Annotated in this window: 31 protein-coding genes; 21 read left to right on the forward strand and 10 right to left on the reverse strand. The window is 70.5% G+C overall.

Going from position 1 to position 26,700, the window contains the following annotated elements; all coding sequences use genetic code 11:
• The first annotated feature begins 98 nt into the window (after window positions 1–98).
• The 19 genes from IH26_RS0118065 (at window position 99) to IH26_RS55905 (ending at window position 15,832) form a co-directional block, all read left to right on the forward strand.
• Window positions 99–281: a helix-turn-helix transcriptional regulator gene (locus IH26_RS0118065; RefSeq protein ID WP_030437377.1), complete on the forward strand. Its 183-nt coding sequence runs from the start codon at window positions 99–101 to the stop codon at window positions 279–281.
• 1 nt (window position 282) lies between these two features.
• Window positions 283–672, forward strand: coding sequence for a hypothetical protein (locus tag IH26_RS0118070; protein ID WP_030437378.1), 390 nt, complete (start codon window positions 283–285; stop codon window positions 670–672).
• Between the two features lie 3 nt (window positions 673–675).
• On the forward strand, window positions 676–1,470 hold the full coding sequence (locus IH26_RS0118075) for a hypothetical protein (RefSeq protein ID WP_030437379.1): 795 nt from the start codon (window positions 676–678) through the stop codon (window positions 1,468–1,470).
• Window positions 1,467–1,637 carry a hypothetical protein gene (locus IH26_RS59820; protein WP_157437240.1) on the forward strand — a complete coding sequence of 57 codons (171 nt, stop codon included), beginning with the start codon at window positions 1,467–1,469 and terminating at the stop codon, window positions 1,635–1,637. The genes IH26_RS0118075 and IH26_RS59820 overlap by 4 nt, the downstream gene beginning before the upstream one ends.
• Window positions 1,638–1,640: 3 nt before the next feature.
• Window positions 1,641–2,072: a hypothetical protein gene (locus IH26_RS0118085; RefSeq protein ID WP_030437380.1), complete on the forward strand. Its 432-nt coding sequence runs from the start codon at window positions 1,641–1,643 to the stop codon at window positions 2,070–2,072.
• A 239-nt stretch (window positions 2,073–2,311) separates the two neighbouring features.
• A complete protein-coding gene (locus IH26_RS0118100; RefSeq protein ID WP_030437381.1) occupies window positions 2,312–4,144 on the forward strand; it encodes a hypothetical protein in 1,833 nt (610 codons plus the stop codon).
• A gap of 58 nt (window positions 4,145–4,202) precedes the next feature.
• Complete coding sequence (locus tag IH26_RS0118105) at window positions 4,203–7,304, forward strand: phage portal protein (protein ID WP_030437382.1); 3,102 nt, start codon at window positions 4,203–4,205, stop codon at window positions 7,302–7,304.
• 185 nt (window positions 7,305–7,489) lie between these two features.
• A complete protein-coding gene (locus IH26_RS0118115; RefSeq protein ID WP_030437384.1) occupies window positions 7,490–7,810 on the forward strand; it encodes a hypothetical protein in 321 nt (106 codons plus the stop codon).
• Between the two features lie 11 nt (window positions 7,811–7,821).
• Complete coding sequence (locus IH26_RS0118120; protein ID WP_051808238.1) at window positions 7,822–8,418, forward strand: head-tail connector protein; 597 nt, start codon at window positions 7,822–7,824, stop codon at window positions 8,416–8,418.
• A gap of 3 nt (window positions 8,419–8,421) precedes the next feature.
• Entirely contained in the window at window positions 8,422–8,832 is a 411-nt protein-coding gene (locus tag IH26_RS0118125) for a hypothetical protein (protein ID WP_030437386.1), read from the forward strand.
• 3 nt (window positions 8,833–8,835) lie between these two features.
• Window positions 8,836–9,237 carry a hypothetical protein gene (locus IH26_RS0118130; RefSeq protein ID WP_030437387.1) on the forward strand — a complete coding sequence of 134 codons (402 nt, stop codon included), beginning with the start codon at window positions 8,836–8,838 and terminating at the stop codon, window positions 9,235–9,237.
• A gap of 12 nt (window positions 9,238–9,249) precedes the next feature.
• Window positions 9,250–9,588 carry a hypothetical protein gene (locus IH26_RS0118135; protein WP_030437388.1) on the forward strand — a complete coding sequence of 113 codons (339 nt, stop codon included), beginning with the start codon at window positions 9,250–9,252 and terminating at the stop codon, window positions 9,586–9,588.
• An 8-nt stretch (window positions 9,589–9,596) separates the two neighbouring features.
• A complete protein-coding gene (locus IH26_RS0118140) occupies window positions 9,597–9,935 on the forward strand; it encodes a hypothetical protein (RefSeq protein WP_030437389.1) in 339 nt (112 codons plus the stop codon).
• 151 nt (window positions 9,936–10,086) lie between these two features.
• Window positions 10,087–10,500 carry a hypothetical protein gene (locus tag IH26_RS0118150; protein WP_030437390.1) on the forward strand — a complete coding sequence of 138 codons (414 nt, stop codon included), beginning with the start codon at window positions 10,087–10,089 and terminating at the stop codon, window positions 10,498–10,500.
• The gene (locus tag IH26_RS55900; RefSeq protein ID WP_051808240.1) at window positions 10,500–11,963 is read left to right on the forward strand and encodes a phage tail protein; all 1,464 of its coding nucleotides are present in this window, start codon (window positions 10,500–10,502) and stop codon (window positions 11,961–11,963) included. Before IH26_RS0118150 ends, IH26_RS55900 begins: the two co-directional genes overlap by 1 nt.
• Window positions 11,956–14,094 (forward strand): hypothetical protein, encoded by a 2,139-nt coding sequence (locus tag IH26_RS0118160; protein ID WP_157437241.1) that lies wholly within the window; start codon window positions 11,956–11,958, stop codon window positions 14,092–14,094. The genes IH26_RS55900 and IH26_RS0118160 overlap by 8 nt, the downstream gene beginning before the upstream one ends.
• Window positions 14,094–14,798, forward strand: a complete 705-nt coding sequence (locus IH26_RS0118165; protein WP_157437242.1) for a glycine-rich domain-containing protein — start codon at window positions 14,094–14,096, stop codon at window positions 14,796–14,798. The genes IH26_RS0118160 and IH26_RS0118165 overlap by 1 nt, the downstream gene beginning before the upstream one ends.
• Before the next feature lie 9 nt (window positions 14,799–14,807).
• The gene (locus tag IH26_RS0118170; RefSeq protein ID WP_030437394.1) at window positions 14,808–15,119 is read left to right on the forward strand and encodes a hypothetical protein; all 312 of its coding nucleotides are present in this window, start codon (window positions 14,808–14,810) and stop codon (window positions 15,117–15,119) included.
• Window positions 15,119–15,832, forward strand: coding sequence for a hypothetical protein (locus tag IH26_RS55905; RefSeq protein WP_051808242.1), 714 nt, complete (start codon window positions 15,119–15,121; stop codon window positions 15,830–15,832). Before IH26_RS0118170 ends, IH26_RS55905 begins: the two co-directional genes overlap by 1 nt.
• Before the next feature lie 11 nt (window positions 15,833–15,843).
• On the opposite strand, the gene IH26_RS0118180 is transcribed toward IH26_RS55905, so the two are convergent.
• The 5 genes from IH26_RS0118180 to IH26_RS59830 form a co-directional block, all read right to left on the reverse strand.
• Entirely contained in the window at window positions 15,844–16,041 is a 198-nt protein-coding gene (locus IH26_RS0118180; RefSeq protein ID WP_030437396.1) for a helix-turn-helix transcriptional regulator, read from the reverse strand.
• A complete protein-coding gene (locus IH26_RS0118185) occupies window positions 16,038–16,616 on the reverse strand; it encodes a hypothetical protein (protein ID WP_157437243.1) in 579 nt (192 codons plus the stop codon). The genes IH26_RS0118180 and IH26_RS0118185 overlap by 4 nt, the downstream gene beginning before the upstream one ends.
• A complete protein-coding gene (locus tag IH26_RS59825; RefSeq protein WP_157437244.1) occupies window positions 16,609–16,803 on the reverse strand; it encodes a hypothetical protein in 195 nt (64 codons plus the stop codon). The genes IH26_RS0118185 and IH26_RS59825 overlap by 8 nt, the downstream gene beginning before the upstream one ends.
• Before the next feature lie 165 nt (window positions 16,804–16,968).
• Window positions 16,969–18,129, reverse strand: coding sequence for a helix-turn-helix domain-containing protein (locus tag IH26_RS0118195; protein WP_245665283.1), 1,161 nt, complete (start codon window positions 18,127–18,129; stop codon window positions 16,969–16,971).
• Between the two features lie 198 nt (window positions 18,130–18,327).
• Window positions 18,328–18,975 (reverse strand): hypothetical protein, encoded by a 648-nt coding sequence (locus IH26_RS59830; protein ID WP_030437399.1) that lies wholly within the window; start codon window positions 18,973–18,975, stop codon window positions 18,328–18,330.
• A 224-nt stretch (window positions 18,976–19,199) separates the two neighbouring features.
• Between IH26_RS59830 and IH26_RS0118205 the strand changes: the two genes are divergently transcribed.
• The gene (locus tag IH26_RS0118205) at window positions 19,200–19,871 is read left to right on the forward strand and encodes an MFS transporter (RefSeq protein ID WP_281179752.1); all 672 of its coding nucleotides are present in this window, start codon (window positions 19,200–19,202) and stop codon (window positions 19,869–19,871) included.
• A gap of 67 nt (window positions 19,872–19,938) precedes the next feature.
• Here IH26_RS0118205 and IH26_RS55910 read toward each other — a convergent pair whose 3' ends face one another.
• The 5 genes from IH26_RS55910 to IH26_RS0118230 all read right to left on the reverse strand — a co-directional run bounded on the left by IH26_RS55910 (window position 19,939) and on the right by IH26_RS0118230 (window position 25,697).
• Complete coding sequence (locus IH26_RS55910; RefSeq protein WP_169789766.1) at window positions 19,939–22,608, reverse strand: S8 family serine peptidase; 2,670 nt, start codon at window positions 22,606–22,608, stop codon at window positions 19,939–19,941.
• 157 nt (window positions 22,609–22,765) lie between these two features.
• The gene (locus tag IH26_RS0118215; protein WP_030437402.1) at window positions 22,766–23,368 is read right to left on the reverse strand and encodes a GNAT family N-acetyltransferase; all 603 of its coding nucleotides are present in this window, start codon (window positions 23,366–23,368) and stop codon (window positions 22,766–22,768) included.
• A 62-nt stretch (window positions 23,369–23,430) separates the two neighbouring features.
• Window positions 23,431–23,955: a hypothetical protein gene (locus IH26_RS0118220; RefSeq protein WP_030437403.1), complete on the reverse strand. Its 525-nt coding sequence runs from the start codon at window positions 23,953–23,955 to the stop codon at window positions 23,431–23,433.
• Window positions 23,956–24,071: 116 nt separating this feature from the next.
• Entirely contained in the window at window positions 24,072–24,266 is a 195-nt protein-coding gene (locus tag IH26_RS0118225) for a hypothetical protein (RefSeq protein ID WP_157437245.1), read from the reverse strand.
• Between the two features lie 231 nt (window positions 24,267–24,497).
• Window positions 24,498–25,697, reverse strand: a complete 1,200-nt coding sequence (locus tag IH26_RS0118230) for a monooxygenase (protein ID WP_030437405.1) — start codon at window positions 25,695–25,697, stop codon at window positions 24,498–24,500.
• Window positions 25,698–25,929: 232 nt separating this feature from the next.
• Between IH26_RS0118230 and IH26_RS0118235 the strand changes: the two genes are divergently transcribed.
• The coding region (locus IH26_RS0118235; RefSeq protein WP_281179750.1) for a histidine kinase dimerization/phospho-acceptor domain-containing protein at window positions 25,930–26,700 on the forward strand (771 nt) is incomplete at its 3' end.

The raw sequence follows: 26,700 nt of genomic DNA on the forward strand, positions 1-26,700 counted from the left end.
AGACTACATGCACCCATGCTTGACGGGAAGAGTCTCGGTGTGTTGAATCATGCTCAGCCGCATCCGATGGAGATGCAGCAGTGCATGGGAGAGCTCCAATGGAGAAGTTCCTCACCACCGAAGAGGTGGCTGTGCTGGCCCGCACCGGGCCGAGCACCGTGCGCTACTGGCGCATGCAAGGCACCGGCCCGAAGGGCATCAAACGCGGTAGGCGCGTGCTCTACCCGGAATCCGCCGTCGAAGCGTGGCTCCGCGGCGAGGACGAGAAGGCGACGGCCTGAGGTGGAGGCGACCGTCCCGCCGCGGGCGTCCTCCCTCTGGGCCGTCATGCCGGCCGCCACCGCAGCACGGAAGGCCGAACTCGCACGGCTCCAGGCCGACGCCCGCAAGCAGGCCCAGCACCGCCGAGAGCGCGTCCTCAAGCACGAGTGGGCGAAGCAGCGGCTCCGCAAGATCTTCGGCTACAAGGCGGCCGAGCAGTGGAACGGCTACATGCCACCCGCGCGAGATCCAGCCCGGAACGGCGGAGATCAATCGTCTCCGCCCAACACCTCTGAGCACCGCAAAGCGCTCATGCAGCTGCTGCGCGACGTCGACGAGTTCGACCGCACCGGACAACTGCCTGAGGGGGTCACAGATCTCGTCGAGGTCGATCCCAGCGAATCGAAGTGACGTGTGGCGATCCAGCTCATCAGAGAGGTCGTCGCCTACCTGCCGGGCAGCGCCCTCACGCCCGCCGAGCGGACAACGCTATTCGCCATCGCCGAGGCCGCCGACGCCAACACACGCGAGGCGTACCAGTGCACAGGCGAGAACGGCCGGCGGCGCTGGGTGCTGGCCGAGATTGTCGGGGTGGGCGACGACGGGCTCAAGTCGATCCTCCAGAGGCTCGCGAAGCGCGACCTCGAGGTCCGCGTCCCCATCGGTAAGGACAAGAAGGAGAGGGTGATCTACGCGGTGAAGGGCCACCAGACCACCTACCGGCTTCCCGCTTTAGGCGGGGTTCTCTCACCGCCTATGAACTCCTATGGCGGTGTCACCTCACCCAATGGCGGTGTTGTGACACCCGATGGCGGTGTCAGAACCTCCCCCTTCTCTTCTGCTTCTCCTAGCTATTCCAAAAGCAGCAGCGCCGAAGCGTTCATCTCCGAAGCAACCGGAGCTACCGCCGAGGAAGCCGAGGCGATCGTCAAGAGGATCGACAACGAGCGCCAGGGTGCGTACCGGGTGCGCACCTGGATCCCGTTCCTCCGCAAGTTCGCAGAGGGCGGCGACCTGAAGCGCTACCTCGTCGAGCACCGCGCCGCGACCAAGCGCGCCAACGACGACGCCGACCGCAAGCACCGCCAAGGCCAGCCGCCGTGCGAGCACGGCATGGCCGGCGGCAACCAGCAGCACCCGCGCACCGGCGAGCTCTGGTGCACGGACTGCCGCAAAGCCCAGCGACTCACCGATTGGAGGACCGCATGACCCGCGACCAGTGCCGGTACGTCACCCGGCACGGCAACCAGTGCACCGGAGAGCCGGTCGACACCTCGGCGCAGGCCGAAATCCTGCTCTGCACACGCCACCTCGGCAACGCCCTGGAACTGCTCAAAGCCAGGGGATTCGTCATCAGCCCACCGAAGGAGAACTGACCCATGACCGACATCCAGGAGACCGAGGACTGCAAGCACTGCCAGGGCCTCGGCACCAAGCCCACCGACATCGTCGACGAGGACGACTTCGAGGCCGTACTCGCCGAACTCAAGAGCGAGATCAACGGCGAAGGCCCCTACAGCGTGCGCTCCGAACTGCCCAGCCGACGCCTCAGGGCCGCCTCGCGGATCATCTGGCTCGCCAACCGCATCGTCTGGCTCGATCACCTGCCCTACCTGCGGGACGAGGAAGAGCAGCGCCGCGCGGATCGAGTCGCCATCGCTCAGGACGTCATCGACGCCAAGGTCGAGGCCGGCGTCCTGGTGCGCCTGCCCAACGGCCGAATCGTCGCGTCCAGCGAGTACGACGCCGCCGTCCATGGGCCTAAGGACTGCGGTCACACCGAGATCTGCGACCACCTGACCGAGAACTGACCACGCGGGCCGGGCGTGCCTCTAACACGCCCGGCCCAGGAAGGAAGACTCTCACATGAAACCGTCCACCGCCGTGCAGATCACCAGCGCCATCCTCGCGATCAGCACCGGCCTCAGCGTCACCGCGTTCATCCTCAGCGTGTGGGCGCTGGTCCGATGACCATCGAGCTAGGGAACAACGCCAGCTTCGCGCTGGTCGCCATCACCCTCATCCTCGCCGTGGCCTGGTCGCGCAGGCGATGAGCAGCTGGGCAGACGGCAGCACCAGGCGGTGGCGCGCAACCCGCGCCGCCGTCCTGGCGCGCGACGGCTACCTCTGCCGCGCCCACGCCGACGGATGGTGCGACCGGTCCGGCGCCGCACCGCACCAGTGCACCGGCCGAGCCGACCTGACCGGGCCACACGCCGGCCACGCCCACCACGTCTACGGCCGCGCCGTGACCGGGGACGACCCGCAGTTCGTCGTGAGCGCGTGCCGCAGCTGCAACCTCGCGATCGGCGAGCCCGAGTTTCCCCAGAGCGACCCGGCGGACACCCGCCGCCGTGTCCTTTTCTCTCTCCCCGAGGGTGATCAGGTGGTGACTCCCCGCGCTGAGCTGGCGTGGGATCCGGTGCGGCTGGCCGAGTACGCATGGTTGCGGCCGTTCCTGGAGGTGCCGGATGACGCCGCGCCGCCGCTGGCCATGTCGCTTCCGGCCGAAGACGCCGTCGGGTCGTACGGGGCGGACGCGGTCGGGTGGATCGAGTCGGAGCTCGGGATCCGGCTGCGGTGGTGGCAGCGGTTGGCGATCACGCGGCAGCTGGAGCATCGCGCGGACGGGTCGCTGAGCTGGCGGTCGGTGGTGGAGTCGTGTCCTCGCCGGGCGGGCAAGTCGGTGCGGGTGCGTGGGCTGGCGTTGTGGCGGATGGCTCACGCCGACCAGATCGGCGAGGTGCAGACCGTGGTGCACTGCGGCAGCGACCTGCCGATCTGCCGGGAGATCCAGCGGGGGGCGTGGCGGTGGGCGGAGGCGCGGGAGTGGACGGTCAGCCGAAGCAACGGCAAGGAGGCGTTGGAGGCGCCGGACGGGAGCAGGTGGCTCGTTCGGTCCCAAGATGGGGTCTACGGCTACGACGTCGGCCTGGGCGTCGTCGATGAGGCGTGGGACGTCAAGCCGGACACGGTCAGCGAGGGCCTGGAGCCGGCGATGCTGGAGCGCCTCTGGGCGCAGCTGCACCTGACCAGCACGGCGCACCGCCGTGCCACCTCGCTGATGAAGCAGCGGATCCGGGACGCGTTGACGATCGACGACGGCGAGACGCTGCTGATGCTGTGGGCGGCCGGCGTCGGGGCGGTGGCGGATCCGGGTGACCCGGCGGTGTGGCGGGCGGCGTCGCCGTACTGGTCGGAGGATCGGCGGCGGATGATTGCCGCGAAGTACGCCGCGGCGTTGGCCGGTGAGGCTGATCCGCAGGCCGACGACCCTGATCCGATGCAGGGTTTCCTGGCGCAGTACCTGAACGTGTGGCAGCTTCGCCCGTCCGCCGTTGAGCGCGGTGACGCGGCGGTGAGCCCGGACGATTGGTCGGCGCTGGTCGCCGTCGTTCCGGATCGCGCGCCGGACGCCGCGGCGGTCGAGAGCTGGTTCGGTGACGGGGTATCCGTGGCGTTGGTGTGGCGGACCGGCGGCCAGGTGGTGGTGTCGGTGCGGCCGGTGGCGGGTCTGTCCGAGGTGCCTGCGGTGTTGGCGGCGGCCGGGTTCCGGCGTACGGCGACGGTGGGCGCGAGCCTGGCGGAGGATCCGGCATTGGCCGGGGTGCGGGTCCGTAAAGGTCAAGGCCGCACGGGGGCGGCGGTGCAGGAGCTGCGTCGGCTGCTGGCGGAGGACGTGGTTCGCCACAGCGGCGGTGAGTACCTCACGGGCCAGGTTTTGTCGGCGCGGACGATGCCGGGCGCGGATGGGCCGCGGATGGTCTCCTCTGGTGCCGCTGAGGCGATCAAGGCGGCTGTATGGGCGATTTCGGATTGCCGACGGCCGCAGGTGGGGAAGCCCCGGATCGTCGTCGCCAGGCGTGCTGCCGAAGAATCGTAGGCCAGTTCACCAGCGAGCCTATGAATCGAAAGTGAATTGGTAGGTTAACCTTCGGTTCGTGGACTGGCGGAAGGTGTTGCGGCTGGGCCGGCCAGCGGGTGAGCAGGCCCTCGCGGCGCCGCGCCCGCAGGCCCGGTTCTCGCTCAACGTCCCGCTGGACCTGGTCCAGGCGATGACCGGCGGCGGGACGCTCGCGCCTCCGGTGTCCCGGCAACTGGCGCTGCAGGTGCCGGCCGTGGCGCGGGCCCGGAACATGATCTGCTCGCCGCTGGCGAGCCTGCCGACGCGGGTGTTCGGCCCGGGTCAGCGGGAGGTCACCGACGTGACCTATCTGCCCTCCGGGAACATCGACCCGGACATCGCGAATGTCGTGGTCAAGGCGCAGGTCTTCGAGGACCTGTTCTTCGATTCGGTGGCCTGGTTGCGGGTTACGGCGTTCGGGTGGCACGGCTACCCGATCGAGGCGCGGCACATCCCGGTCAGCAGCGTGAGCGTCGCCCCGGCTGGCCCGCTGCTCCCGTCGCAGCGCCAGATCACCCCGGACGAGCCGTACCCCCGCGGCGGGCAGGTCTACATCGACGGGCGGCCGGTCGCCGACAACGAGGTGATCCGGATCGACTCGCCCAATCCGCCGTTATTGGTGCACGCGGCACGGGCCATCCGTACCTGCTTGCTGCTCGACCAGGCCGCCGCGCTGTACGCCCGGGACCCGCAGCCGCTGGGCTACTTCACCCCGGCCGACGGCGCAGATCCGGTCGACGACGACGACATCCAGGAGCTGCTCGACCAGTGGAACGCCCAGCGGTCGGCGCAGAGCTGGGCGTACATCCCGCAGGCGCTGAAGGCGAACACGCTGTCGTGGAACCCGGAGCAGCTGCAATTGGCTGACCAGCGTCAGCACGCCGTGTTGGAGATCGCCCGGGCGGCCGGCCTCGAGGCCGAGGACCTGGGCGTCTCGACGACCTCGCGGACGTACGCGAACCGGGAGCAGCGCAACCAGGACCGGATCAACTTCACCCTGGGTCCCTACCTGTCCGCGTTCGACCAGCGCATGTCGATGCGGGATGTGCTGCCGCGCGGTTACTGCACCCGAACCGACTTCGCCGGCTTCCTGCGCGGCGACACCCTGACCCGGATGCAGGCCTACCAGATCGGCGAGCAGGTCGGCGCGTACACCCCGGACGAGGTCCGCGAGCTGGAGGACAAGCCGCCGCTCACCCCGGCGCAGAAGGCCGGCCTCACCCCGATGCCGCCGGCTCCTGCGGCTCCGGCCGCCCCGGCGCCGGGCGGGGCCCAGAACGAGCGCAAGGAGACCGGCGTGACGGTGAAGTTCAGCGGCTCGGAGCCGCTGCGCATCCAGTTCCAGGCGTCCACCGAGGACTTCCAGGTCGACGCGAGCCGGCGCACCATCACCGGCACGCTGATTCCCTGGGGCGATGTCGGGGACAACGGTTTCGCGAAGTGGCGGTTCGCGCCGGACAGCGTCAGCTGGTCCGACCCCAGCCGCGTGAAGTTGAACTTGAACCACGACGGCCGTGACCTGATCGGCGTGGGCACTCGCTTCCAGTCCGCCGCGCGCGGGCTCGTCGCGACTTTCCGCGTCGGCCGCGGCCCTGAGGGGGATCGGGTGCTGCAGCAGGCCGAGGACGGCATCCTCGACGGGCTCTCGGCGGAGGTCAACTTCGCCGACATCAACTCGTGGCAGCCGGACCCGACCGATGAATCGGTGCGCCTGGTGCGCCAGGCAAATCTCAGCGGTGCTGCCCTGACCGGCACCCCCGCGTTCGACAACGCGCGGCTGGAGACCGTGAAGGCCAGCCGGGACAACCAGAAAGGGCAGCCCATGACGACCACCGCGGTCGGCAAGGGCCAGCCGGACGCCGCGTTCGACTTCGACGGGTACATGTCCGGGCTGGCCGACAAGATCACCGACTCGCACCAGAAGCTCACCGAGGGCCTGACCGCCTCGCTCGGCGAGTCGTTCTCCGCCGGCATCAAGACGGCGCTGGAGAACCTCCACGACCCGCAGAACGGCGGCCCGCAGCCGGTCCGCGCGGCCCGGTACGTGGTCACCCGCGAGGCGCCGGTGTACCCGCTCGACGGGTCCGGTCACTCGCTGGTCAAGGACGCCTGGTACTCGATCCGGGAGCGCGACGACGACGCGATCGAGCGGCTGCGCCGGTTCCGGGTGCAGACCGACGAGATGGCCAAGCTCGCCAACGAGGTCGTCCGTTACGGCGCGAACGGGCTGCAGAAGTTCACCACGGTCACGACCGGCAACGCGTCGCAGGTCATCCCGCCCGGCTACCGGCCCGACCTGTTCGTGCCGATGCTGGCGCAGCAGCGGCCGATGGTGTCGGCGCTGTCCCGGGGCACGATCAGCAACGCGACCCCGTTCGTCATCCCGACGTTCACGTCGTTCTCCGGCGCGACCGTGGACAACACGGAGGGCACCAACCCGACCGACGGCAGCCTGACCCTGGCGACGAAGACGGTCACCCCGGGCGCCATCTCCGGCCGGCTGGTGCTGTCCCGGGAGATCGTCGACGCCGCGAACCCGGCGATCGACCAGATCGCGCTGAACGCGATGATGGAGTCCTACAACCGGCAGACCGAGGGCAAGGTCTACACCCTGCTCAACGGCGCGTCGGGGACCGGCGGCACCATCACCACCGGGTTCGTGCCCTCCGGTGCGCAGGCCGCGACGTTCGTCGGGTCGACGGGAACGCCGCCGGCACTGATCGCTGGTATCCGGTCCCGGCTGGCCGCGTACCCGTTCAACCGGTTCGCCAGCCCGCAGGTCGCGTTGATGGGACAGAACGCGACGACGATCCTGGCGTCGTCGACCGACTCGACCGGCCGGCCGATCTTCCCCAGCATCGGCGCGCAGAACACCTCGGGTCTCGGCAACGCGGTGACGCAGGGCTGGAACGTGGACGGCCTGCCGTTCGTGCCGGCCTGGGCGATGACCGGTGTGGCGGCGACCGACACGCAGATCTTCATCCTCAACGCGCTCGACGCGTGGGTGTGGGAGTCGCCGCTGCTGACCTTCCGGTTCGAGGAGAAGCAGGGCCCGGCCCTGATCGAGCTGGCTCTGTTCGGCTACTTCGCCACCCAGGTGCTGCGCCCGGTCGGCCTGTCCGGGATCCGGATCACCTGATGGCTGGCCGTACGGCCCGGCGGACTCCCCAGCGCGGGGAGTCCCCGGCCGCGCGACAGCACGAGCAGGACTTGGGGTCAGCTGACCCCAAGTTGGAGCAGGCGGCTGGCCCGGTGCGCCGGGCGGGTGGCCACGTCGACCGCGGCGACGGCCGCGGGTGGGTTCTCGAGACCGAGGAGTGAGACATGGCCGTCCTGGCTGTCGACGACGCGAGCGCCGGCATCGCGAACGTCAACATGGTCGCCGCGAACGGCGGCGGCGACAGCGCGCCCGCCGGCGTCAAGATCGGCGGCTGGGAGCTGCCGGTCGTCGTGGTCGTTCGCAACGGCGACGCGTCCAGCAAGACCGTCACGATCGCGGGCACCCCGTACGTGGTGAACGCCTCGGGCATCGCGGTCGTCCCGATCCGCGGTTCGTACCGCTACGGCGACTCGGTCGCGATCACCTACTCGGCCGTGACGAACGTGACCGTCGGCGCCGCGCGCCTGTCGAGTCCGCTGGGATAGGCGAGGCCTCGGTGGCGTGGAAGCCGGACTACATCACGACCGCGGAGCTGAAGGCGTCCCTGCGCATCAGCGACACGGTCGACGATGCCGAGCTGCCCGCTGTCGTCACCGCGGCGTCCCGGGCGATCGATCTGTGCTGCAACCGCCAGTTCGGCAAGGTCGACGCCCCGGAGCAGCGCTCCTACACGGCCCGGTTCTCCTGCCGGCGCGGCCTGTGGGTCGTCGACGTCGACGACCTGATGTCCACGACCGGCCTGACCGTGCTGGTCGGCTCCACGACGGTCACGAAGTACACCCTGGAGCCGCGCAACGCCGCGGCCGAGGGCAAGCCGTGGACGCGGCTGGTGTTCGCCGTCGACGCCGAGATCCAGCCGACCGGCGTCGACGGCGAGGTGGCCCCGACCGGGTCGTGGGGATGGACCGCCGTGCCATCCCAAGTGACAGTCGCCGCGAAACTGCAGAGCTCCCGGTTCGTCGCCCGCCGCGATTCCCCGTACGGGATCGCCGGGTCGCCGGCCACCGGTTCGGAGCTGCGGCTGCTGGCCCGGGTCGACCCCGACGTGGCCGTGTCCCTGGCCGGCCTGGTCCGGCCGCGGAAGCTGGGGTGACCGGTGAACCTCGCAGCGATCATGGACGAGGCGGCCGGCGTGCTGACCACGATCACCGGCCTGCGCGTGACCGCGTGGCCGCCCGGGTCGGTGGTGGCACCGGCGGGCGTCGTCTCGTACCCGGACCGGATCGAGTACGACCAGACGTACGGGCGTGGCGTCGACCGGATCGCCGGGATCCCGTTCGTGCTCGTCGCCGGGAAGGCCACCGAACGGTCCGCCCGCAACACGGTGGCCGGCTGGGCGGCCGGGTCGGGCAGCTCGAGCGTCAAGGCCGCGATGGAGGCGCACACCTGGACGTCGTGCGACGACCTCACGGTGACCCGCTGCAGCTTCGACGTGGTGACGATCGCCGGCGTCGACTACCTGGCCGCGATGTTCGAGGCCGACGCCATCGGCTCAGGAAGGGGATAGACCATGGCCAACATCCACGGCAAGAAGACGGTCGTCAAGCTCAACGGGACGGCGCTGACCGCCTACTCCGAGAACTCGACGGTGGACATCGAGGCCGACGAGCACGACCTGACCACCTACGGCAAGAACAGCCACGTCTTCGGCGGCGGCCTGCTCAAGAGCTCGTTCACCGTCTCCGGCTTCTACGACTCGGCGGCCAGCACCGGCCCGCGTGCGCTGATTCTGCCGCTGGTGGGCACGAACGTCACCTTCGTGCACCAGCCGGAGGGTACCGGCGTGGGCCTGCCGCAGGACTCCGTCACCGTGCTGGTGAAGAAGTACTCCCAGACCCACCCGGTCGCCGACTACGTCAAGTGGTCGGTGGACCTGACCGGGTCCGACGACGTCAACTCCACTCCGCAGTAAGGAGCCGCGATCATGGCTGCACTCTCCGCCACCACCCCGACCCGGGGCGGCACTACGACCTCCGGTTCGGCGGTCGCCTCGACGGACACCATCGCCCGGACGCTGCTGGGCAGTCGTGGCGCGTACCTGGAGATCATCAACGGGAACGCGTCCTCGGACACCGTGTCCATCTCCGACGCCTCCGTCTCGAACACGGGTGCCGCAGCGACTGCGGGCGGCGGCGCTGTCGCCGCCAGCACGTCGAAGATCTTCAGCATCCATCCGCAGCAGGCCGACCCGTCGACCGGGAACGTCACCGTCACGCACTCGGTCACCAGCACGGTGACCTACAAGCTGTACCCGCTGGGCTGAAGGAGACGATGGTGCTCGAATACAGCAGCGCCGACGACCTGATCGCCGGGGATCTCGGCGACGGCGAGGACTTCACCCTGCCCTCCGGCAAGGTGGTCCGGCTCCGTGGCCTGTCCCGCTACGAGCTGATCTTCAACGGCAAGGGCACCGAGGACGCCGGGCTGATCGAGCGCCGCAACGTCGTGTCGGCCGTGCTCGAGCCGAAGCTGACGCTGCCGCAGGTCGAGGCGTGGCAGCGCAACAGCCGCGCCGGCGGCGACTTCAAGGCGCTGTCCGAGGCGATCCGGGACCTGTCCGGGCTCGGCGAGGGCGCCCAGAAAAGCGAAGTGGCTGAGGTTTCAGACTGACCCCGGCTACTCCTTCGACTTCTTCCTGGCGGCGAAATTCGGCCGCACGGTGGCCGAATTGCACCGGACGATCTCCAACGACGAGTACATGGCCTGGAACGTCTACTACGCACGCGAGCAGCAGGATCGGGAACTGGCCGGGAGGTGAACTGTGGACGTCAAGGTCGGCATCGAGGGCCTGGCTCAGTTCAACCGCGGCCTGCGCAAACTCGACTCCGAAGCGCCCAAGGGCCTGCGGCTCGCGCTGAACGGCGTCGCCGATCTGCTGGTCGCCGAGACCCGCAAGCAGATCCCGCGGCGCACCGGCGCCGCGCAGGCCAGCCTCAAGGCCCAGTCGACCCGGACCAGCGCCCGCGTCGCCGTCGGCGGCAAGAAGGCCCCGTACTACCCGTGGCTTGACTTCGGCGGCAAGACGGGCGTCCACAAGAGCGTGCACCGGCCGTTCTTCAAGGAAGGCCGCTACCTGTACCCCACGCTCGGCCGGATCCGCCCCGACATCGAGAAGGCCCTCGGCCAAGCCCTGGTCGCCGTGGCCCGTGACGCCGGGCTGCAGGTGAGCGACTGATGGCCGGCAACACGGTGAAGCTGGAGTTCGCCGGCGACGCAGAGAAGCTGGCCAAGGCCAGCAAGCAGGCGCAGGGATCCCTCGATGACGTCGAGAAGGCCACCAAGGGGCTGACCGAGGAGAATAGCAAGGCGGCCAAGGGATCCGCCGACTTCACCGGCAAGATCGGCAAGCTCGGCGCGGGCGTGACCGGCATGTCCGACGCGATCGAGAACGCGTCCGGCCTGCTGGGCGACTTCAACCAGATCCAGAGCCAGGGCTACGAGAAGGCCCAGAAGCTCGCCCGCGCGCAGGGCGACGTCGAGCAGGCCCAGCTGGACGGTCAGCAGGCCGCCCGGGATCTGCGGCAAGCGCAGCTGGACCTCAACCAGGCGCAGCGTGACGGCAGCCAGGCCGCGATCGACGTCGAGCAGGCCCAGAACGATGTGAAGCGCGCCGAGTTCGACGCGGCCACAGCCGCCCGCGCCTACGCCACGGCCGTCAAGGAACACGGCAAGAACTCCCAGGAAGCCCGGGCGGCGGCGCTGGACCTTGCCGACGCCAATACCCAGGTGAAACAGGCCAACGAGGATGTGCGGCAAGCGCAGCAGGACGCGCAGCAGGCCACCGAGGACGGCAAGCAAGCCCAGCAGGACGCCGCGCAGGCCCTGCGCGACGGCAAGAACGCCCAGCTCGATCTCAACGACGCGATGCGCGAGGCACACCCGCCGGAGACCGAGAAGTGGGCGCAGGGCATCGAGGCGTACGCGCCGCTGCTGCAGGGCCTGGTCGGTGTCATCGGCCTGGTGACGGCCGCGACCGAAGCGATGAAGGCGTCCACGATCGCGACGGCCGTCGTACAGAAGGCCGCGGCGATCGGCGCGAAGGTGTGGGCCGCCGCGCAGTGGCTGGTGAACATCGCCATGGACGCCAACCCGATCGGGCTGATCATCCTCGCGATCGGCGCCCTGATCGCGATCGTCGTGCTACTGGTGAAGCACTGGGACACCGTCAAGAAGGCTGGCGCGGCGGCCTGGGACTGGATCAAGCACGCCGCGTCGAACACGTGGGACTTCATCAAGAAGATCCCGGGCTGGATCGCGGGCGTATTCAAGTCCATCGGTAGTGCGATCGCCGCGCCGTTCCGGGCCGCGTTCAACTGGGTTGCGGACGCCTGGAACAACACGGTCGGCCGGCTGAACTGGACGGTGCCCGGCTGGGTGCCCGGCATCGGCGGCAACTCGATCGGCGTGCCGCACCTGCCGCACTTCCACTCCGGCATCGACAGCGTGCCCGGCGCGCCAGGCTCCGAGATGCTCGCCGTCCTGCAGGCCGGCGAGCGGGTCATCCCAGCCAGCCAGAACAACGCAGACACCGTCCACGTCGTGGTGAGGATCGATCGAGATGTTCTCGTGGACGCGGTCACCAAGGGCGTTCGTCGCCGCGGCGGTGACGCTGGCGCTCTGGGCGGCCTCAATGCCTAAGCAGCAGGTAGCCGTCGAGCTCTTCTACGACGCGGCGTGGCACGACCTGGCCGCCAATGATGACGTGTTCGCCGACGGGCCGATCGTCATCAAGCGCGGCCAGTCCGACGAGGCCGCATCGCTGCGCCCGTGCTCGATCTCCTGCACCCTCGCCAACGACGACGACCGGTACCGCACGTCCAACCCGCAGTCGCCGATCTACGGCAAGGCCGGCCGGAACACGCCGATGCGGGTGTCGGTCGGCGGTACCGTCCGCGCCGTCGTCGAGGCGTCGTCGTGGGCGGCCGGTCAGACCCCAGACTTCCGGGTAAGCCCGAGGCGCGGTCGGGCGTGGGTGGACGTCGAGGGCGGCGGCATCCTGCAACGCATCGGCCAGTGGTCCAAGCAACTCCCGTCGCCGTTTCGCTACCACAACGACCAGCTCAGCCACGTGACCGGATACTGGCCACTGGAACAGGCGCGCGGGTCGACGAAGCTGTTCTCGCCGACCCCGGGCACGTTCAACGACAGGTTGCTGCCCAACGGGATCAGCAACGTCGCGTTCGACTCGCAGTACCGGCCGCTCGGCTCCGGACCGCTCATGGACATCGGCTCCGACCCGTCCGAAGCCGGCTCGTACTTCGCCAGGACCACCGCCTCCTCCACGTCAGGATGGCAACTGTCGTGGGCCGTCCGGCACGGGCCGCTGGTGGCCGGCGACAACCTCGTGTTCGCCTGGGCCACGACCGACGGCTCCCAGTGGTCGCTGTTCCTCAACACCACCAGCAAGACCATCGACACGTTCGCCTCGGTGAACCCGTTAACCGGGGTTGGCGCCAGCTACACCCACCCGATCTCCTACGGCAGCTACGACTGGTCGCAGTGGACGCTGATCTCCATCGACGCCGTGTACTCGGGCGGCTCCACCACGATCAACGTGAACTGGACCAACGCGGACCGGTCAGCCGGCGGATTCAATACCGGCTCCTACGCTGGGGTGCCGTCGGTGCTGGACTGGTGGGACGCCTCTACCGGCGACGGCATCCCCGCCGGATCGACGCTCGGGCACGTCATCGGCACCGACGTCTCCCACACCGGCGTCGACCTGTTCGGCGGAGACCGGCTCGACGCGTGGACCGGGCATATCGGCGAACGCGCCTCCTACCGGTTCGGGCGGCTCTGCGACCAGCTGGGCGTGCCCTACTACGTCAGCCCCAGCTTCGACCTGTCCGCGCCGATGGGCCCGCAGGCCGTCGACACGTTCCCGAACCTGCTCAAGGAGATCCAGGACACCGACGACGGCCTGATCTTCGACTACGTCAGCGAACTGCGCCTGTACTTCCGCTCCCGCGCCGACCGGTACAACCGGACACCGCTCGCGCTGATCCCGGCCGACCTGCCCGCCCTGCCGGATGAGGTCACCGACGACCTGAACCCACACAACGTCATCACCGTGTCGCAGCGCGACGGCGGCGAGTACACCGTCTCCGACACCACCGGCCCGCTCGGTACCCAGAACCCGCCGAACGGCATCGGCGAGTACCGGCAGACGAAGAACGTGTGCGTGGCCAACGAGACCACCGGACTGCCCCCGCTGGCGAACTGGTGGCTCAAACGGGGCACCGTGAACCTGCCCCGCTACCCGCAGCTCACGATCAACCTGGCCGCCCTCGCCCCGGCGAGGATCGCGCAGATCGAGGCCGTCGACGTCGGCAGCGTCATCACCATCACTGGGTTCCGCGAGTACACCGTCCGGCTGCAGGTGCTCGGCTGGACCGAGACGATCGGCACCCACACCCGCACCATCACGTTCACGTGCGCGCCCGACCAGCAGTTCCAGGTCGGCGTGTGGGACTCGACGTCCAGCCGCTGGGACTCGGCGACGCACTTCCTCGAGACCGGGGTGAGCAGCTCGGCGACATCGCTCACGTTCCGGTCGCTCAGCTCGAAAGTGACCTGGTCGACGGCCACGCCCTACGACGTCATCATCTCCGGCGAGCAGCTCACCGTCACCAGCATGGGCGCCGCGGCGCTGGTGTCCGGCGGCTACGACCAGGCCGCCACCGTAACCCGGTCCGTCAACGGCGTCAGCAAGTCGCTCTCGGCCAACGAACCGATCCACGCTGCTACCCCCGGAAGGTGGGCGCTCTGATGGCTCTGATCGCGGCGGGTGACCCCACGTACGCGGACAACGCCATGTCCGCCGAAACCCCCGACGTGCAGGTGTTCACATCCTCGGGGACCTGGACCAAACCGGCCTCGGCGAAGATCGTGCATGTCGAGGTCGTCGGCGGAGGCGGCGGAGGCGGCAGCGCGGGCGCCACGGGCGCATCGCAGATCAGCTTCGGCGACGGCGGAGGCGGCGGGGAATACGCCTCCGGCTGGTACGACGCCGACGACCTCGCCAGCACGGTGACTGTGACCATCGGCGCGGGCGGGGCTGGTGGCGTCGGTGCCACCCCGGCCGCCGGTAGCAGCGGAGGCACGACGTCGTTCGGGTCGACGATCACGGCTGTGGGTGGAGGCGGCGGGAGCATCCGCGCGGCTGGTACCGCGCCACAGTTCTCCTCCAGCGGCACCGGCCGGGCGGGCGGTACCGGCGGTACCGGCGGCAACTACCGGGTCGACGGCAAGCCCGGCGCCCGGGGATTCGCCATCTCCGCAACAGTCGTCACCGGCGGCGACGGCGGGGCGTCGATGCTGTCCGGGCAGGCCCTGAGCACCGTCCTGGCCACCGGCGCGACCGGGTCGAACTACGGCGGCGGCGGATCCGGTACCGCGAACATCGCGTCGTCCAGCGCCCAGAACGGCGGCGCCGGCGCCAAAGGCGTCTGCATCGTGACCACGTACCTGTAGGGAGCCACCATGAACAAGCTCACCTGGCCCACCGTCGGCCTGATTGCCGTCCTCGGCACAGTCGCCGTCGTGCTCGCCGCTGTGGCGCACTGGGACGCCGGCGCGATCCTCGGCGTGGTCGGCATCCTGGCCGGCATCGGCGGCGGCGCGGCAGTCGGCGGCGCTGTGGCCGGCAAGGTTGAGGACGTACACGCCGAGACGGCAGCGCAGAACGAAGTCCTCGCGAAAATCGACCACCAGACCAACGGCCTGTCCGAGGCCGAGCGGCAGGACATCGCCGTCCGGGCCGTCGCCGAGGCGAAGCGGCAGGGGCTCGTCTGATGGCCGTCCTCACGCTGGGCCTGCGTAACCTCGAACGGCAGATCGACATGGCCTTCCCGAACCGGCGCCGGCCGGACGGGTGGATCGGCGACGAGGCGCACCGCAAGCGCACCTCCGGGCACAACCCCGATGACACGCCCGGATCACGGCCGGCCTGGGACGGCGACCCCGACACCCTCGCCGAGGTCCGCGCGCTGGACGTCGCCGCCGATCTGGGCGACGGCGTCACCGGTCAGGATCTCGTCGACCACCTCGTGAGGCTGCCCAAGCTCAGCACGGTGGTCCGTTATCTGATCCACCGTGGCCGGATCTACCACGTGCGCAAAGGGTTCGAGCCCGAGAGCTTCGACGGCGACCCGCACACCGACCACGTCCACATCGAGGGCGCCTGGACGCAGGCCGCCGACAACGACACCAGCTTCGACTACCACCTCGAGGAGATTCCCGTGGCCATGACCGCCGCCGACAAGGTCTGGATCCAGCAGCAGTACGCCCAGCTCAAGAAGGACATCCTCGCCGAGGTCGTCGGGCTGAACGACAAGATCGGCAACGCGGGCCACCCCGACCGCACGCTCGGTCAGCAGCTCAACGACACTTCGAACCTGCGCGGCTTCCTGGTTGGCGACCACCTCGACAGCCCGAACGCCGCCGTCGCGCCGGGCAGCCCGCTCGACCGCATCGTCAAGGCCGCCGACAAGACCCTCGCGGAATAGGGTCGCCGCGCTCAAGCCGGTCGGCCGGCCACCTCAGGGTGTTCGGCGATCCACGCCCGGACCTCGGGGCCGTACCAGACGCGCCGCCCGGAACAGATCGAGCAGGGCCTCGGGAAGTCCGGCCGGAGCGTCGCGCGGTACGCCCGGTACCGGTCGACGCCCAGCAGTTCGGCCACTTCGCCGAGGCCGAAAACGTCGGGTGCGCTCACCCTCGCTGCTCCAGCCGGGCCAGGCACCAGGCGCAGCCTCGGACGCTGTAGTCGTGCTGGGGGACCTGCTCCATGAGCACGTCCAGCTCGTGCCGGTCTGCTGCCGTCAGCTCGCATCGGTGCATGGGCACATCGAGCTGGGCGACGTAGCCGACCTCCGGCCGCCACCACACTGACCATGCCGGGAACTGCGCCTCGAGCTCCTCGCAGTCGTCGACGACGCCGAACGGCCAGTTCTCCTTCTCGGCGAGGAGGCGGCGATTGCGTAACGGCAGCGGCAACTGCGCGTACATCTGCTCCTGCCGAGCACGGACCGCTGTCACCAGGTCATCGATGGTCTCGCCGGTGGCCACCGGCTCGGCTAGGTCCCAGAACGCGGCCCAGAAGTGCCAAGCGGGGACCTTCCCACGCTCGGCGAAGTCCCGCGCCTCGCCCACGGCCTGATAGACCTGCCAGCCGTTGAACGGCGGGTAGGGGTACTGGTTGACGAGCCGCTCGGCTTCCATCAGCTGCCGCAGGCTGGCCCGTGCGGTGACCGCTCGCCCAGGCCTGCGCAGCTGCGGCAGTTCACTCACCGCGGATCCCGAAGAAGCTGCTTCGGGCCTCGTCGCGCCAGGCCCGGGCCTCCTCAAGGGCGGCCTGGTGCCGCTGCTGCGCGATCAACGCCGGGCACGGGTACACCTCCATGCCGCACCGGCACCACACCCGCAGCCAGCCCGTACGCCAGCGCCGCACCGGTCCATGGCCGGTCCAGTGATTCATCTCGCGTCGCCTCTCGCCCGGAGGCCGCCGACAGATGCCGGCGGGGCGACGACGGGAATGCGGACCGATCCTCGCTGGGGCGGGATCGCGCTTACCCGCCGCCGCCAATACGGACGGTAGGGGCGGGGCGCGGGTGAGGTGGTGCGGTTACGCACCAAGGGGGGCTTAGTTCGCCACGCCCATCCGCTCGCACAGACCCTGCACGGCTGAGGCGCGACGTGCCTTGTGCAGCAGGGCGCGGGCCGTCTCCCGTGCGGCGGCCGAGGAACGGGTGTGCTGCGGCGCTACCCGCTCGGCGGTGAGCAGCATCCGGACGGCTTCGTCGTCGCGGCGCACGTCCGTCAGGGCCCGGGCGAGGTCGGTGTAGAGGTACACGGTGCGTACGGCGGGCAGCGATGCGACATCGAGCCCGGTGGCGGTCTCCACGGCCTCACCCGGCCGTCCGGTGTCGATCTGGTGGGAAACCGTCCACAGGCTGACGTTCCGCGGTCCCCACTGGAGATCCCACGCCTCGGTCTCGCCGGTGCGCTGGGCCAGCCGGCCGGCCTCGGCGAGGTGGTCGGCGGCGGCGGCCTGATCGCGCATCCCGGTGGCGTGGTGGGCTCGCGCCAGGTGGGTGAAGCCAAGCACGTCCAACGCGGCAGGGGAGTCCGTGTGCTGATCCAGCTCAGCGGCGGCGCGCTCCACCATCGACCGGGCGGGACCGAACGCGCCGGTGTGGGAGCTCACCCGGCCACGGTTCACGGCGGCGACCGCGAGGGCGGCCGGGTCGTTGAGGCGTTGCGCGGCCTCGGTGCAGCGCTGGGCGGCCAGCCACGCGTATGCCGGGTGGCCGAGGTTCAGCAGGGCGCCCATGCCGACCCCGTAGACCTGTACGGCGGCGGTTAACGCGGTGGCCGAGTCGGGGCCGTGGGCGGCGGTGTGCAGGGCCGGCGCGAGGCCGACGAGCCGGCCCAGGGCGCCCGCATAGTCAGTGCGCGCGTAGAGATCGCGGATCAGCTCAGCCTCGGCCCACAGGTCGCGCTCGGCCGGGCTTCCGGCTGTCGGCGGTTCGTCCAGGGGCAGCGCCATCATGGTCTGCCACAACCGCTCGGCGGCGATGTGCGCCGCCTCAAGCTGCCGGTCGGCCGGGGTGTACGGCTGGCCGGTGAGGTCCGCGATCGAGCATTCCAGCGCCGCGGCGATGTCGGCGACCATGTACCGGTCGGTGCGCAGTTCGCCGCGCTCGATCCGGGACCAGGTGGTGTGCGCGATACCGGCCCGGCTCGCGGCGTGACGGATGCTCCATCGGCGCAGCTCGCGGCGACCTCGGATGCGGTCACCGATCGAGGGGTCGATGGGTACGGCGCGACGCGGCATCTGCGTGCTCCCTGGTAGAGGACAGGGCGGCGGCCGGCCTCTACTCCGACCGCCACTGCCGACGGTACCTCGCTAAGCTGATCGCGCCCGGAGCGCGCCCGGGGCACCACGCGAAGCGGCCCGCCCCCACGGAAGGGAGCGGGCCGCGGGAACCAAAGGTTGCGATCAGCTGTCGGCGAGGTCGGCCGCGCGGATGATCAGCTGCGCCAGCTGCCGGGCGTACCGCGAGTTGAACTCCAGATCCTCCACCCGGATCACGACCGGCGTCGACAGGCCCGTGGCCCGGTTGAACGTGCTGACCACATTCACGCACGCCACCCTGTCCTCCTGACGCGGCACGAACATTTCCGGCGACTCGTGGTCGCGGTACGGCTCGCCGAACTGCTCGCTGCGATGCTCGCCCGTGCACCAGGCGGGGCAGGCCGGCGGCTCGGCCCACTCGCTCTCCGGCGGCGTCGGCTCGACGCCCTCGGCGAGCAGGACGTTGATCCGCTCAACGAGGTAGGACGGATCTCCGTCCGGGTTGATCGCGAAGCCAGCGTCGGCGGCCCGACGAGCGAACTCGCGGATGCTGGCCTCGGGGATCCGCCCGCCGCTCTTCGTGGTGACCGCGTGCGGGTCGGGGAACAGGGCGTCCAGGACGGCCACGACGTCCGCGTCGGTCATCTCCTTGCGGCGGCCCCACGACTGAAGCAGGCGGGCCGTGTCCTCCGGGCTGGCCACACCCCAAGCGGTGAGGGCTTCGGCCGCTGCGGTGCGGATGCTGTCGTTGATCTGGTCGCCGGTCTGGGTGGGTTCGGGCATGCTGTTCATGGGTCGACTCCTTGGGTCGATCAAGAGCCCGGCCGGTGTGTCCGCACCGCGTCCGGGTTCGCCTATTTGGTGGGTAGGGATAGTCCGCATCTAGTCCGCAGGACGTTCGCAGACAGCCAACTTCGGTCAACGCAACCGAACGTAATCAGCGCAGCTCAGAGGCCGGTTTTCCGGACTTTCGCAGGTCAGCGGATCGGCCGGGAAAGTTCTACGGCAACTTCTACCTGCAGGGCGCCCGGGGGATGAGCGCGCTGCAGACCGGCCTGCTGTTCCTGCCGGGCGCGATCGGGCTGGCGGTCGGCTCCCCGGTCGGCGCGCGGCTGGCCAAGCGGTACGGCGTGGGCCCGGTCAGCGGGGTCGGGCTGCTCGTGGTCGCCGCCGGGTTCCTGGCCAACCTGACATACGGCATCGACACCCCGCTGGCCTGGTTCTGCACGGTCGGCTTCGTCACCGGCGTGGCGATGGGGCTGGGCATCGCGCCGACCGTGGCGGCGGTGATCGCGGTGCTGCCGGTCGACCGGATGGGCGCGGGCTCGGCGGTGAACAACACCGTGCGGCAGGTGGGCAGCGTGCTCGGCATCGCGGTGCTCGGGACGATCCTGACCACCGCGTACCGGGATCGGATCGCGCCCTTCCTGGCGAACCTGCCGGCCGGCGCCCGGGACGCCGCGACGCCGTCGGCCGAGCGCACCCGCGCGGTCGCCGACGCCCTGCACCGGCCCGAGCTCACCGACGCGGCCAACCGGGTGTTCGTCGCGTCGATGCACGTCACCGCGGCCTCGGCGGCGCTGACCCTGGCGGCCGGCGCGGTGCTGCTGATCGTCGCCTTCCGCCGCCGGCACACCGCGCCGAGCCCCGATCGGGAGGTCCCGATGGTGGCGCTGGAACGCGCGTGACTCTCAGGCATTCCGACTACCGCTGTGGGGGCGCGGCACGGCCGCGCCCCCACAGCGGATCGGTGGATCAGCGGAGCCTGGTTTCCCGGGCCACGAGTGGCCCGGAGAAATAGCCGGGCAGCGCGGACGCGTCGGTGGTCGCGACCACGGCGTAGGACCCGTCACGGGACAGGGCGGCACCGTCCCAGGCCCGGCGCGTGTTGCTGACATCATCGGGCAGCGGCGTGTACCACGCCCCCAGCGCGGAGGAAGCCCCGCTCGCGGAAATCACCGAGAACAGGCCGGACTTGCCGGTGTCGGAACGGTAGATCGAGACGATCGCGCGGGAACCGTCGCGGGACAGCCGGCCGAACGTCACCTGGTTGCTGGTGTAGGCGGCGCTGGTGTCCCGGCTGACGATCTTGGTGGCGCCGGTGGTCAGGTCGCGCCAGTAGGCCTGGGTGAAGAAGGTGCCTACGTTGGTCAGGTCGTCGTCGGACTTGAACAGGACGTAGCGGCCGTCCGTGGACATGTCGAGCAGCTCGCCCCAGGAGTCGGCGGTTCCGTTCGCCCAGGCCGAGACCATGACGGTGGTGCCCGTGGTCAGGTCGCGGCGGTAGGCGTTCGAGCTGAAGGAGATGTCCTTGGCGGTGGCGCTCAGATTGGTGGCGCGGGAGCTGAAACCGACGTAGCGACCGTCGTCGGAGAACACCGGGGTGCTGCTCTGGTCGTCGCCCATGGCGCCGTCGCGGGCGACGCTGATCAGCGTGTGTGCGCCGCTGGCGACGTTCGCGACGACGACCTGGTCGATGACGTTGCCGGCCGCGCCGCCCCACAGCATCGCCTCCGAGGTGACGTACGCGACCGAGGTGCCGGCGGCGTTCACCGTGGGGGAATGGCTGTGGCCGACCGCAGCCTTGCCGGCCAGGCGGCTGATCAGCTTGACCGTGCCGGTGGTGCGGTCGAAGAGGTACACGTCGCTGCTGTCGTTGGTGTCGTCGGCGGTCAGCCGGGCGTCGGAGGAGAACGCGATCCAGCGGCCGTCGGGCGAGATGTCCGGTTCCCCGCTGGAGCCGTCCGCCGCTCCGCCGGCGGCCGCGTGGCTGACCAGCGTGGTGGTCGCGGTGGCCAGGTCGGTGACGAAGACGTCGGCGGCGTGGTCGGTGTCGCCGGTGACGATGTTGGCGGCGGTGGACACGAAGGCGACGTACCGGCCGTCGGCGCTCACCGAGGGCGAGCCGGTGTCGCCGGAGAGCTGGCCGCCGCTCGAGGAACGGGCGACCGGGACCGATTCGTTCAAGGCCGGCAGTCCGGCCGCGCGGGCCCCGATGGTGACGGTGGAGTTCGCCGAGTGGGCGGCGGTGTCCTGCACGCGTACGGTCACCGCGGTTGCCGCCGCCGCGGCCGTCGGTGTTCCGGAGACGACACCCGTGCTCTTCAGCGTCAGCCCGGCCGGCAGGGTGCCGCCGGTGACGCTCCAGGTGTACGGGCCGACCCCGCCGGTCGCGTGCAGCGTGCCGGTGTACCCCTGGCCGACCAGCGCGTCCGGCAGCCGGCGGGTCGCCGGGGTGGCCAGGGCGAGCGGGGTGGTCAGTGTGGACAGCAGCAGGTTCGGGGTGTCACCCGTGACGCCGGTGATCTTGCCGGGGGTGGCCGAGGAGGACAGCCGCGCGGCGACCACGGCCGGGGTGAGCGTCGGCTCCCGGCCGAGCATCAATGCCGCGGCGCCGGCCACGTGCGGGGTGGCCATCGACGTGCCGGACAGCGTCTGGGTCGCCGTGTCCGAGGCGTTGGAGTCGGAGACGATGTCCTCACCGGGGGCGAACTGGTCGACGCACGGGCCCCGGTTGGAGAACCACGACATCGCGTCGGTGTCATTCGTCGAGCCGACGGTGACCGCGGCCGGCACCAGGGCCGGGCTGTGCTCGCAGGCGTCGGAGCCGTCGTTGCCGGCCGCGACGACCACCGTGATGCCGTCGTTGATCGTCGCCTGCACCGCCTGCTCCAGCGCCGGGTCCGGGTCGCCGCCGAGGCTCATGTTGACCACGGCCGGCCCGGTGGTGTGCTGCGCGATCACCCAGTCCAGGCCGGCGATGACACTCTCGTCGTCGCCGTATCCCTGGCAGCCCAGCACGCGTACGCCGACGATCTTGGCCTTCTTCGCCACCCCGTAGGTGGCCCCGGCGAGAGTGCCGGCCACGTGCGTGCCGTGTCCGTTGCAGTCGCCGGTACCCAGCCCGTCGGGCACGAAGTTGATCGGTGCGCTGGCCCGCCCGCCGAAGTCTTTGTGGGTGGCCCGCACCCCGGTGTCCACCACGTAGGCGGTGACGCCGGCCCCGCCACCGGTCCAGGTGTACTTCGTGTCGAGCGGCAACGCGCGCTGGTCCACCCGGTCGAGACCCCACGGGGCGTCCGACTCGGTGTCGCTGATCCGCATGCGACGGACCGGATCGACGGCCAGGACGGAGGGGTCGTGGCGCAGCCTCGCGGCCGCCGCCGGGGTGAGATCGGCGGTGAAACCGGGCAGGGCGGCGGTGAACTGCCGGCGGATCGTGACGCCGGCCGCGCGCGCCCGTGCCCGCTGGGTCTCCGGTGGCGCGGCGGTCAGGCGCACGATGTATCTCGCGGTGGCGGCCGGTGCGGTGGCGGCCGGTGCGGCGGTGGCCGGTGCCGGGGCCGTCCCGGCGCCCAGCACCGCGACGAGCAGTATCGGCCAGCCCGAGCGTCCCCACCGGACAAATCGTCTTGTCTGGTTCATGTGTGGCCTCCCCGATCGCCCCATCGATTTGGATCATGGTGCCGGAGCGGATCGAGGCGGCCTAGGGCCCTGTGAGATACCGGACAGGTTCGCTGCATCCGCCGCCGCCGACGAAGACCGGTGGAGAGGCCGCCGGCCGGGACGTAGGCGGCCCGGTCTACCGGGGGAGCGGCGGGCGCCACATCGTGGTGATCACGTGGCCGCTCGCGGCGGTGATCGTCCCGTGTGGGGCGAAGCCCAGCCGGGCGTACCGGGCGTCGTTGACGGGGTTCGAGGACTCCAGATAGGCGGCGGCGCCCTCGGCGTCGACCGCGGCCAGGTTCTCCGCCAGCAGGCGCATGCCGTGGCCGGCGCCGCGGTGGGCGTCGTGGGTGCCGATCAGGCCCAGGTAGTGGTGCGGCTCGCGGGGCCGGGCCGCCTCGAACTGCCCCATGATCGCGAGGATGCCGTCGGTGGCCTCCCGGCCGGTGGTGTTCAGCAGCAGGCGCTCGAGCTCCGCCTCCTCGGCGCCGGTCAGCTCGACCCCGCCGGGCGGGATCCACACCGAGGTGGCCTCGCCGCCCGCGGTCAGATACGTGCAGGGATAGCGCTGCACGCAGGTGACGTAGAACCGCCACAGGCCGGCCGCCTGCTCGGCCCGGCGGTCGACGTCGGGAAACGCCGGCCCCCAGAGCGGGTCGTGAAAGAACGCGGTGGTCAGGATCGCCACGATCCGGTCGATGTCGGCCGGCCCGGCGACCCGAGCGGTTCCGGAGGTCACCGTCAGAACCCTAGCGCCTGTGCCGGGGCGGGGCGGATGGGCCGGCCGCGCCCCCGCGCCGGTCAGGCGGCGACGTCCAGCAGGTCGCCGTTGTCGAGCACGTTCTTCAGCGAGCCCAGGTCGACGCCCTTGTGCTGGAAGAGGTTGACCAGGCCGGAGGCGGACGTGGCCTGGCCGGACACGTCGCCGGTGCTCATCTGGAGCAGCTGGCTGACCTGGTCGAGCTTGTCGTCGTCCTGCAGGCCCGAGTTCTCGCCCTTGGGGGCGGCCGCCTTGGCGTGGTGGCCGCCGTGGTGCGCGCCCTTCGCCCGGGGCGGGGGCGTGCCGGCCGCCGACGCGATCTTCTCGGCGTCCGCGTCCGAGGTGGTGCCGCCCTGCTTGATCGCGGCGATCAGGTCGTCGTGCGAGAGGCCCTTCTCGGCGGCCAGGTCGTTGAGCGTCTTGTCGCCGCGCAGCTGATTGCGGAGGTCGTCGGTGCTCATGCCGAGCTTGTCCGCGACCCGGGCCGGCAGGTCGTGGCGATGGTGCTTCGTGGCCTGCACCGAGCTGGTGGTGGCCGGGTCGGCTGCGCTGATGGGCGTGGTCATGGTGTTCTGCTCCGTTCCGCGGGGCGACCGTCGCCCACTCTCGGGGGTTCAGATCGGACGCCCCGCGGAACGGCTGCGCGTTTGACAGCGGATCCACAGGCTCACACAGGCGGTTCCTATGTTTCGCTCGCGGCCAGCTTCTCCATCGCCCGGACGTACTCCCGGTCGGTGATGTCACCCGCGGCGAGCTGGGCCGCGAGCACGCCCTCGGTGCTCGACGCGTCCGGGTCCGCGCGCCAGGGCCGGTTGGCCCGGGGCTCCTGACCCACCCGCTTCCACACCGTCAGCGCGCAGACTGACAGGACGAACACGATAAAACCGTACAAAAACAGCATTCTCCCGTCACCTCCCGTCACTCATGCTGGAGCGGCGGCCGTGCTGATCGGAAGAGCGGCGTCGGCTAGTCGACGGGCCAACCTTGCCGCCGGGTCGCGTCAGGCCATCGCGTACGAGATTCACGCCAAGGCCAACGACCGGCCACGCCATCAGGTACCCAGTTTCCCGACGCCGGCACCATTCGCCCGGTGACCTTGATGACCGGGTCAGGTCTGGGGGGACCAGATCACCAGGCCCAGGCACATCTCGTCGCTGGTGCCGTCGCCCCAGACCACGTAGCGCGGCGGCAGCGTGCGCAACTGGGGCAGCAGCTTGCGCAGCCCCGCGTCGTGCGTGCAGGTGACCCGCAGCTTGTCGCCCGGCTTGACCGCCACCGGCGTGGCCAGCGGGTGGATCGCCTGGTCGTCGAAGTTGTACTGCGGGATGTCCAGCAGGGTCCGGGCGCCGGCGGTGCCGGGGTTGAGCTCTATCTTGATCGACCGGCCCAGCAGGTGCATGTGCCCGGCGACGGCGTAGATCGTGCCGGCGTCGCGGACCGGGCGGTCGCAATGCTGGGTGGTGCCGGGCGTCGGCGTGCCGTTGTCGCACATCTGCACCAGCCCGTCCTCGGTGGAGCCGACGTCGTCACCGAACCGGTGCGTGACATCCGCGATGGCCGCCTTCCGGTCGCACAGCGCGCCGGACTCGCCGGCCGTGCAGGGCAGTTCGATCGGGGCCGGGAGCTTCAGCGTGTCCAGCGGCGCCAGCTTCCTGGTGCCGTCGGTGAGGCGCAGCCGGATGCTGGACTGGTCGGTGCCGGCCGGCTTGCCGCCGGTGGCCAGCAGGTTGTAGTGCACCTGCATGACGAGCAGGCTGCCCGGCGGCATCGGGTAGCCGGCACCGGCCGACAGCAGCGTCTCGTTGGCGCCGGGCGCCCAGTGCGCCACCCAGCCCGCGTCGCCGCCGATGCCCGCGTCGCCGAAGCAGGTCCACCCCTCGCCGGGGTCGGCGGCGTCGACCGCGCGCGCCTTGGCGGCCTGGCCCGGGTCGACCCGGAAGAAGATCGCGTGGTGCACGATCGCGGTGTTCTGCGGCAGGAACTGGCTGCCGGTCAGGTACGCGTCGGTGGTCAGCTTCGGGTCGACGAGGAAGCACCGGTACTCGTCGGTCCCACCCTTAGGGGCCACCGGCTCGTACGGCTGCGGCATCTTCAGCGTCACGAAGCGCTCGCCGGCCCGCAGCGGCGCGGCCGCCGGTATCACCCCCGAGCCGTGCTCGTGCCCCGCGTGCTCGGACGCCGCCGAGCTCTCCGCGCCGGCGGCCCCGCCCGATCCGGCCGCCCCGGCCGCGCCGTTGCCGCAGGCGGCCACCACCAGCACTGCCGCCAGGCCGGCCGCAAGGGCCCCGATCCGGCGTGTCTTTCGCATTGCTCGCACCGCGATTCGCCTCCATCCCCGTCAGGCACATCCCCATCGAGGATGGACAAGACGCCCGGGAAGGTACATCCGGGAAAACCCGGATGGTGACCCCGAAACGACTGTCAGGGAGCTCGCAGCCGCGGCGCAGCAACGGCGCAGCGAACCGATGAAAGATGTCCACCATGGTTGTTCAGATGCGCACGCCCGCCGTCTGAGCCCCGCGATGCCCAACCTGCGCCGCGTGTCGCTGCGCACCAAGCTGGTCGCCTCGGTGCTGGTGCTGGTGTTCGCCGCGTTGTTGCTGATCAGCCTGGCCAGCACGTACGCGCTGCACCGCTATCTGATCACGCGGATGGACGACCAGCTGCGCACCTTCGCCGAGTCGTCCGTCGACACCTCGACCACCAACAACCTCGCGCTCACCCACGATTGGGCGGTCGTCCCGCCGGATTACCTGGCCGCGGTCACCTCGGTCTCCGGCGTGGGCGATCTCTACTTCGGTGGCAAGCTGACCTCCACCGACCTGCCGATCATCCTGACCGGCGTGGACGCGATCAACGCTCATACGAACATGCCGTACACGACGCCCTCGGCCAACGGCAAGTACATGTGGCGGATGCTGGTGATCCGCGTCAGCAACGACTCGGTGCTGCATGTCGGGCAGCGGATGACCGGCACCGAGGAGGCCGTCGGCCGGCTGGTCCGGGCGGACATCCTGGTCGGGGTGGGTGTGTTGATCGCGCTGGCGGCGGTGGGTGCGGCGCTGGTGCGGCAGAGTCTGATCCCGTTGTTCGAGTCGGAGGCGAAGATGCGGCAGTTCGTGGCGGACGCGTCGCACGAGTTGCGGACGCCGTTGACCACGATCCGCGGGTTCGCCGAGCTGTATCGCCAGGGCGCGGTCTCCGATCCGGAGGATGTGGCCAAGCTGGTCCGGCGGATCGAGGACGAGGCCGCCCGGATGGGTCTGCTGGTGGAGGACCTGTTGCTGCTGGCCCGGCTGGATCGGGAGCGG

The sequence above is a fragment of the Actinoplanes subtropicus genome (assembly GCF_000721705.1).
GTDB classification, from domain to species: domain Bacteria; phylum Actinomycetota; class Actinomycetes; order Mycobacteriales; family Micromonosporaceae; genus Actinoplanes; species Actinoplanes subtropicus.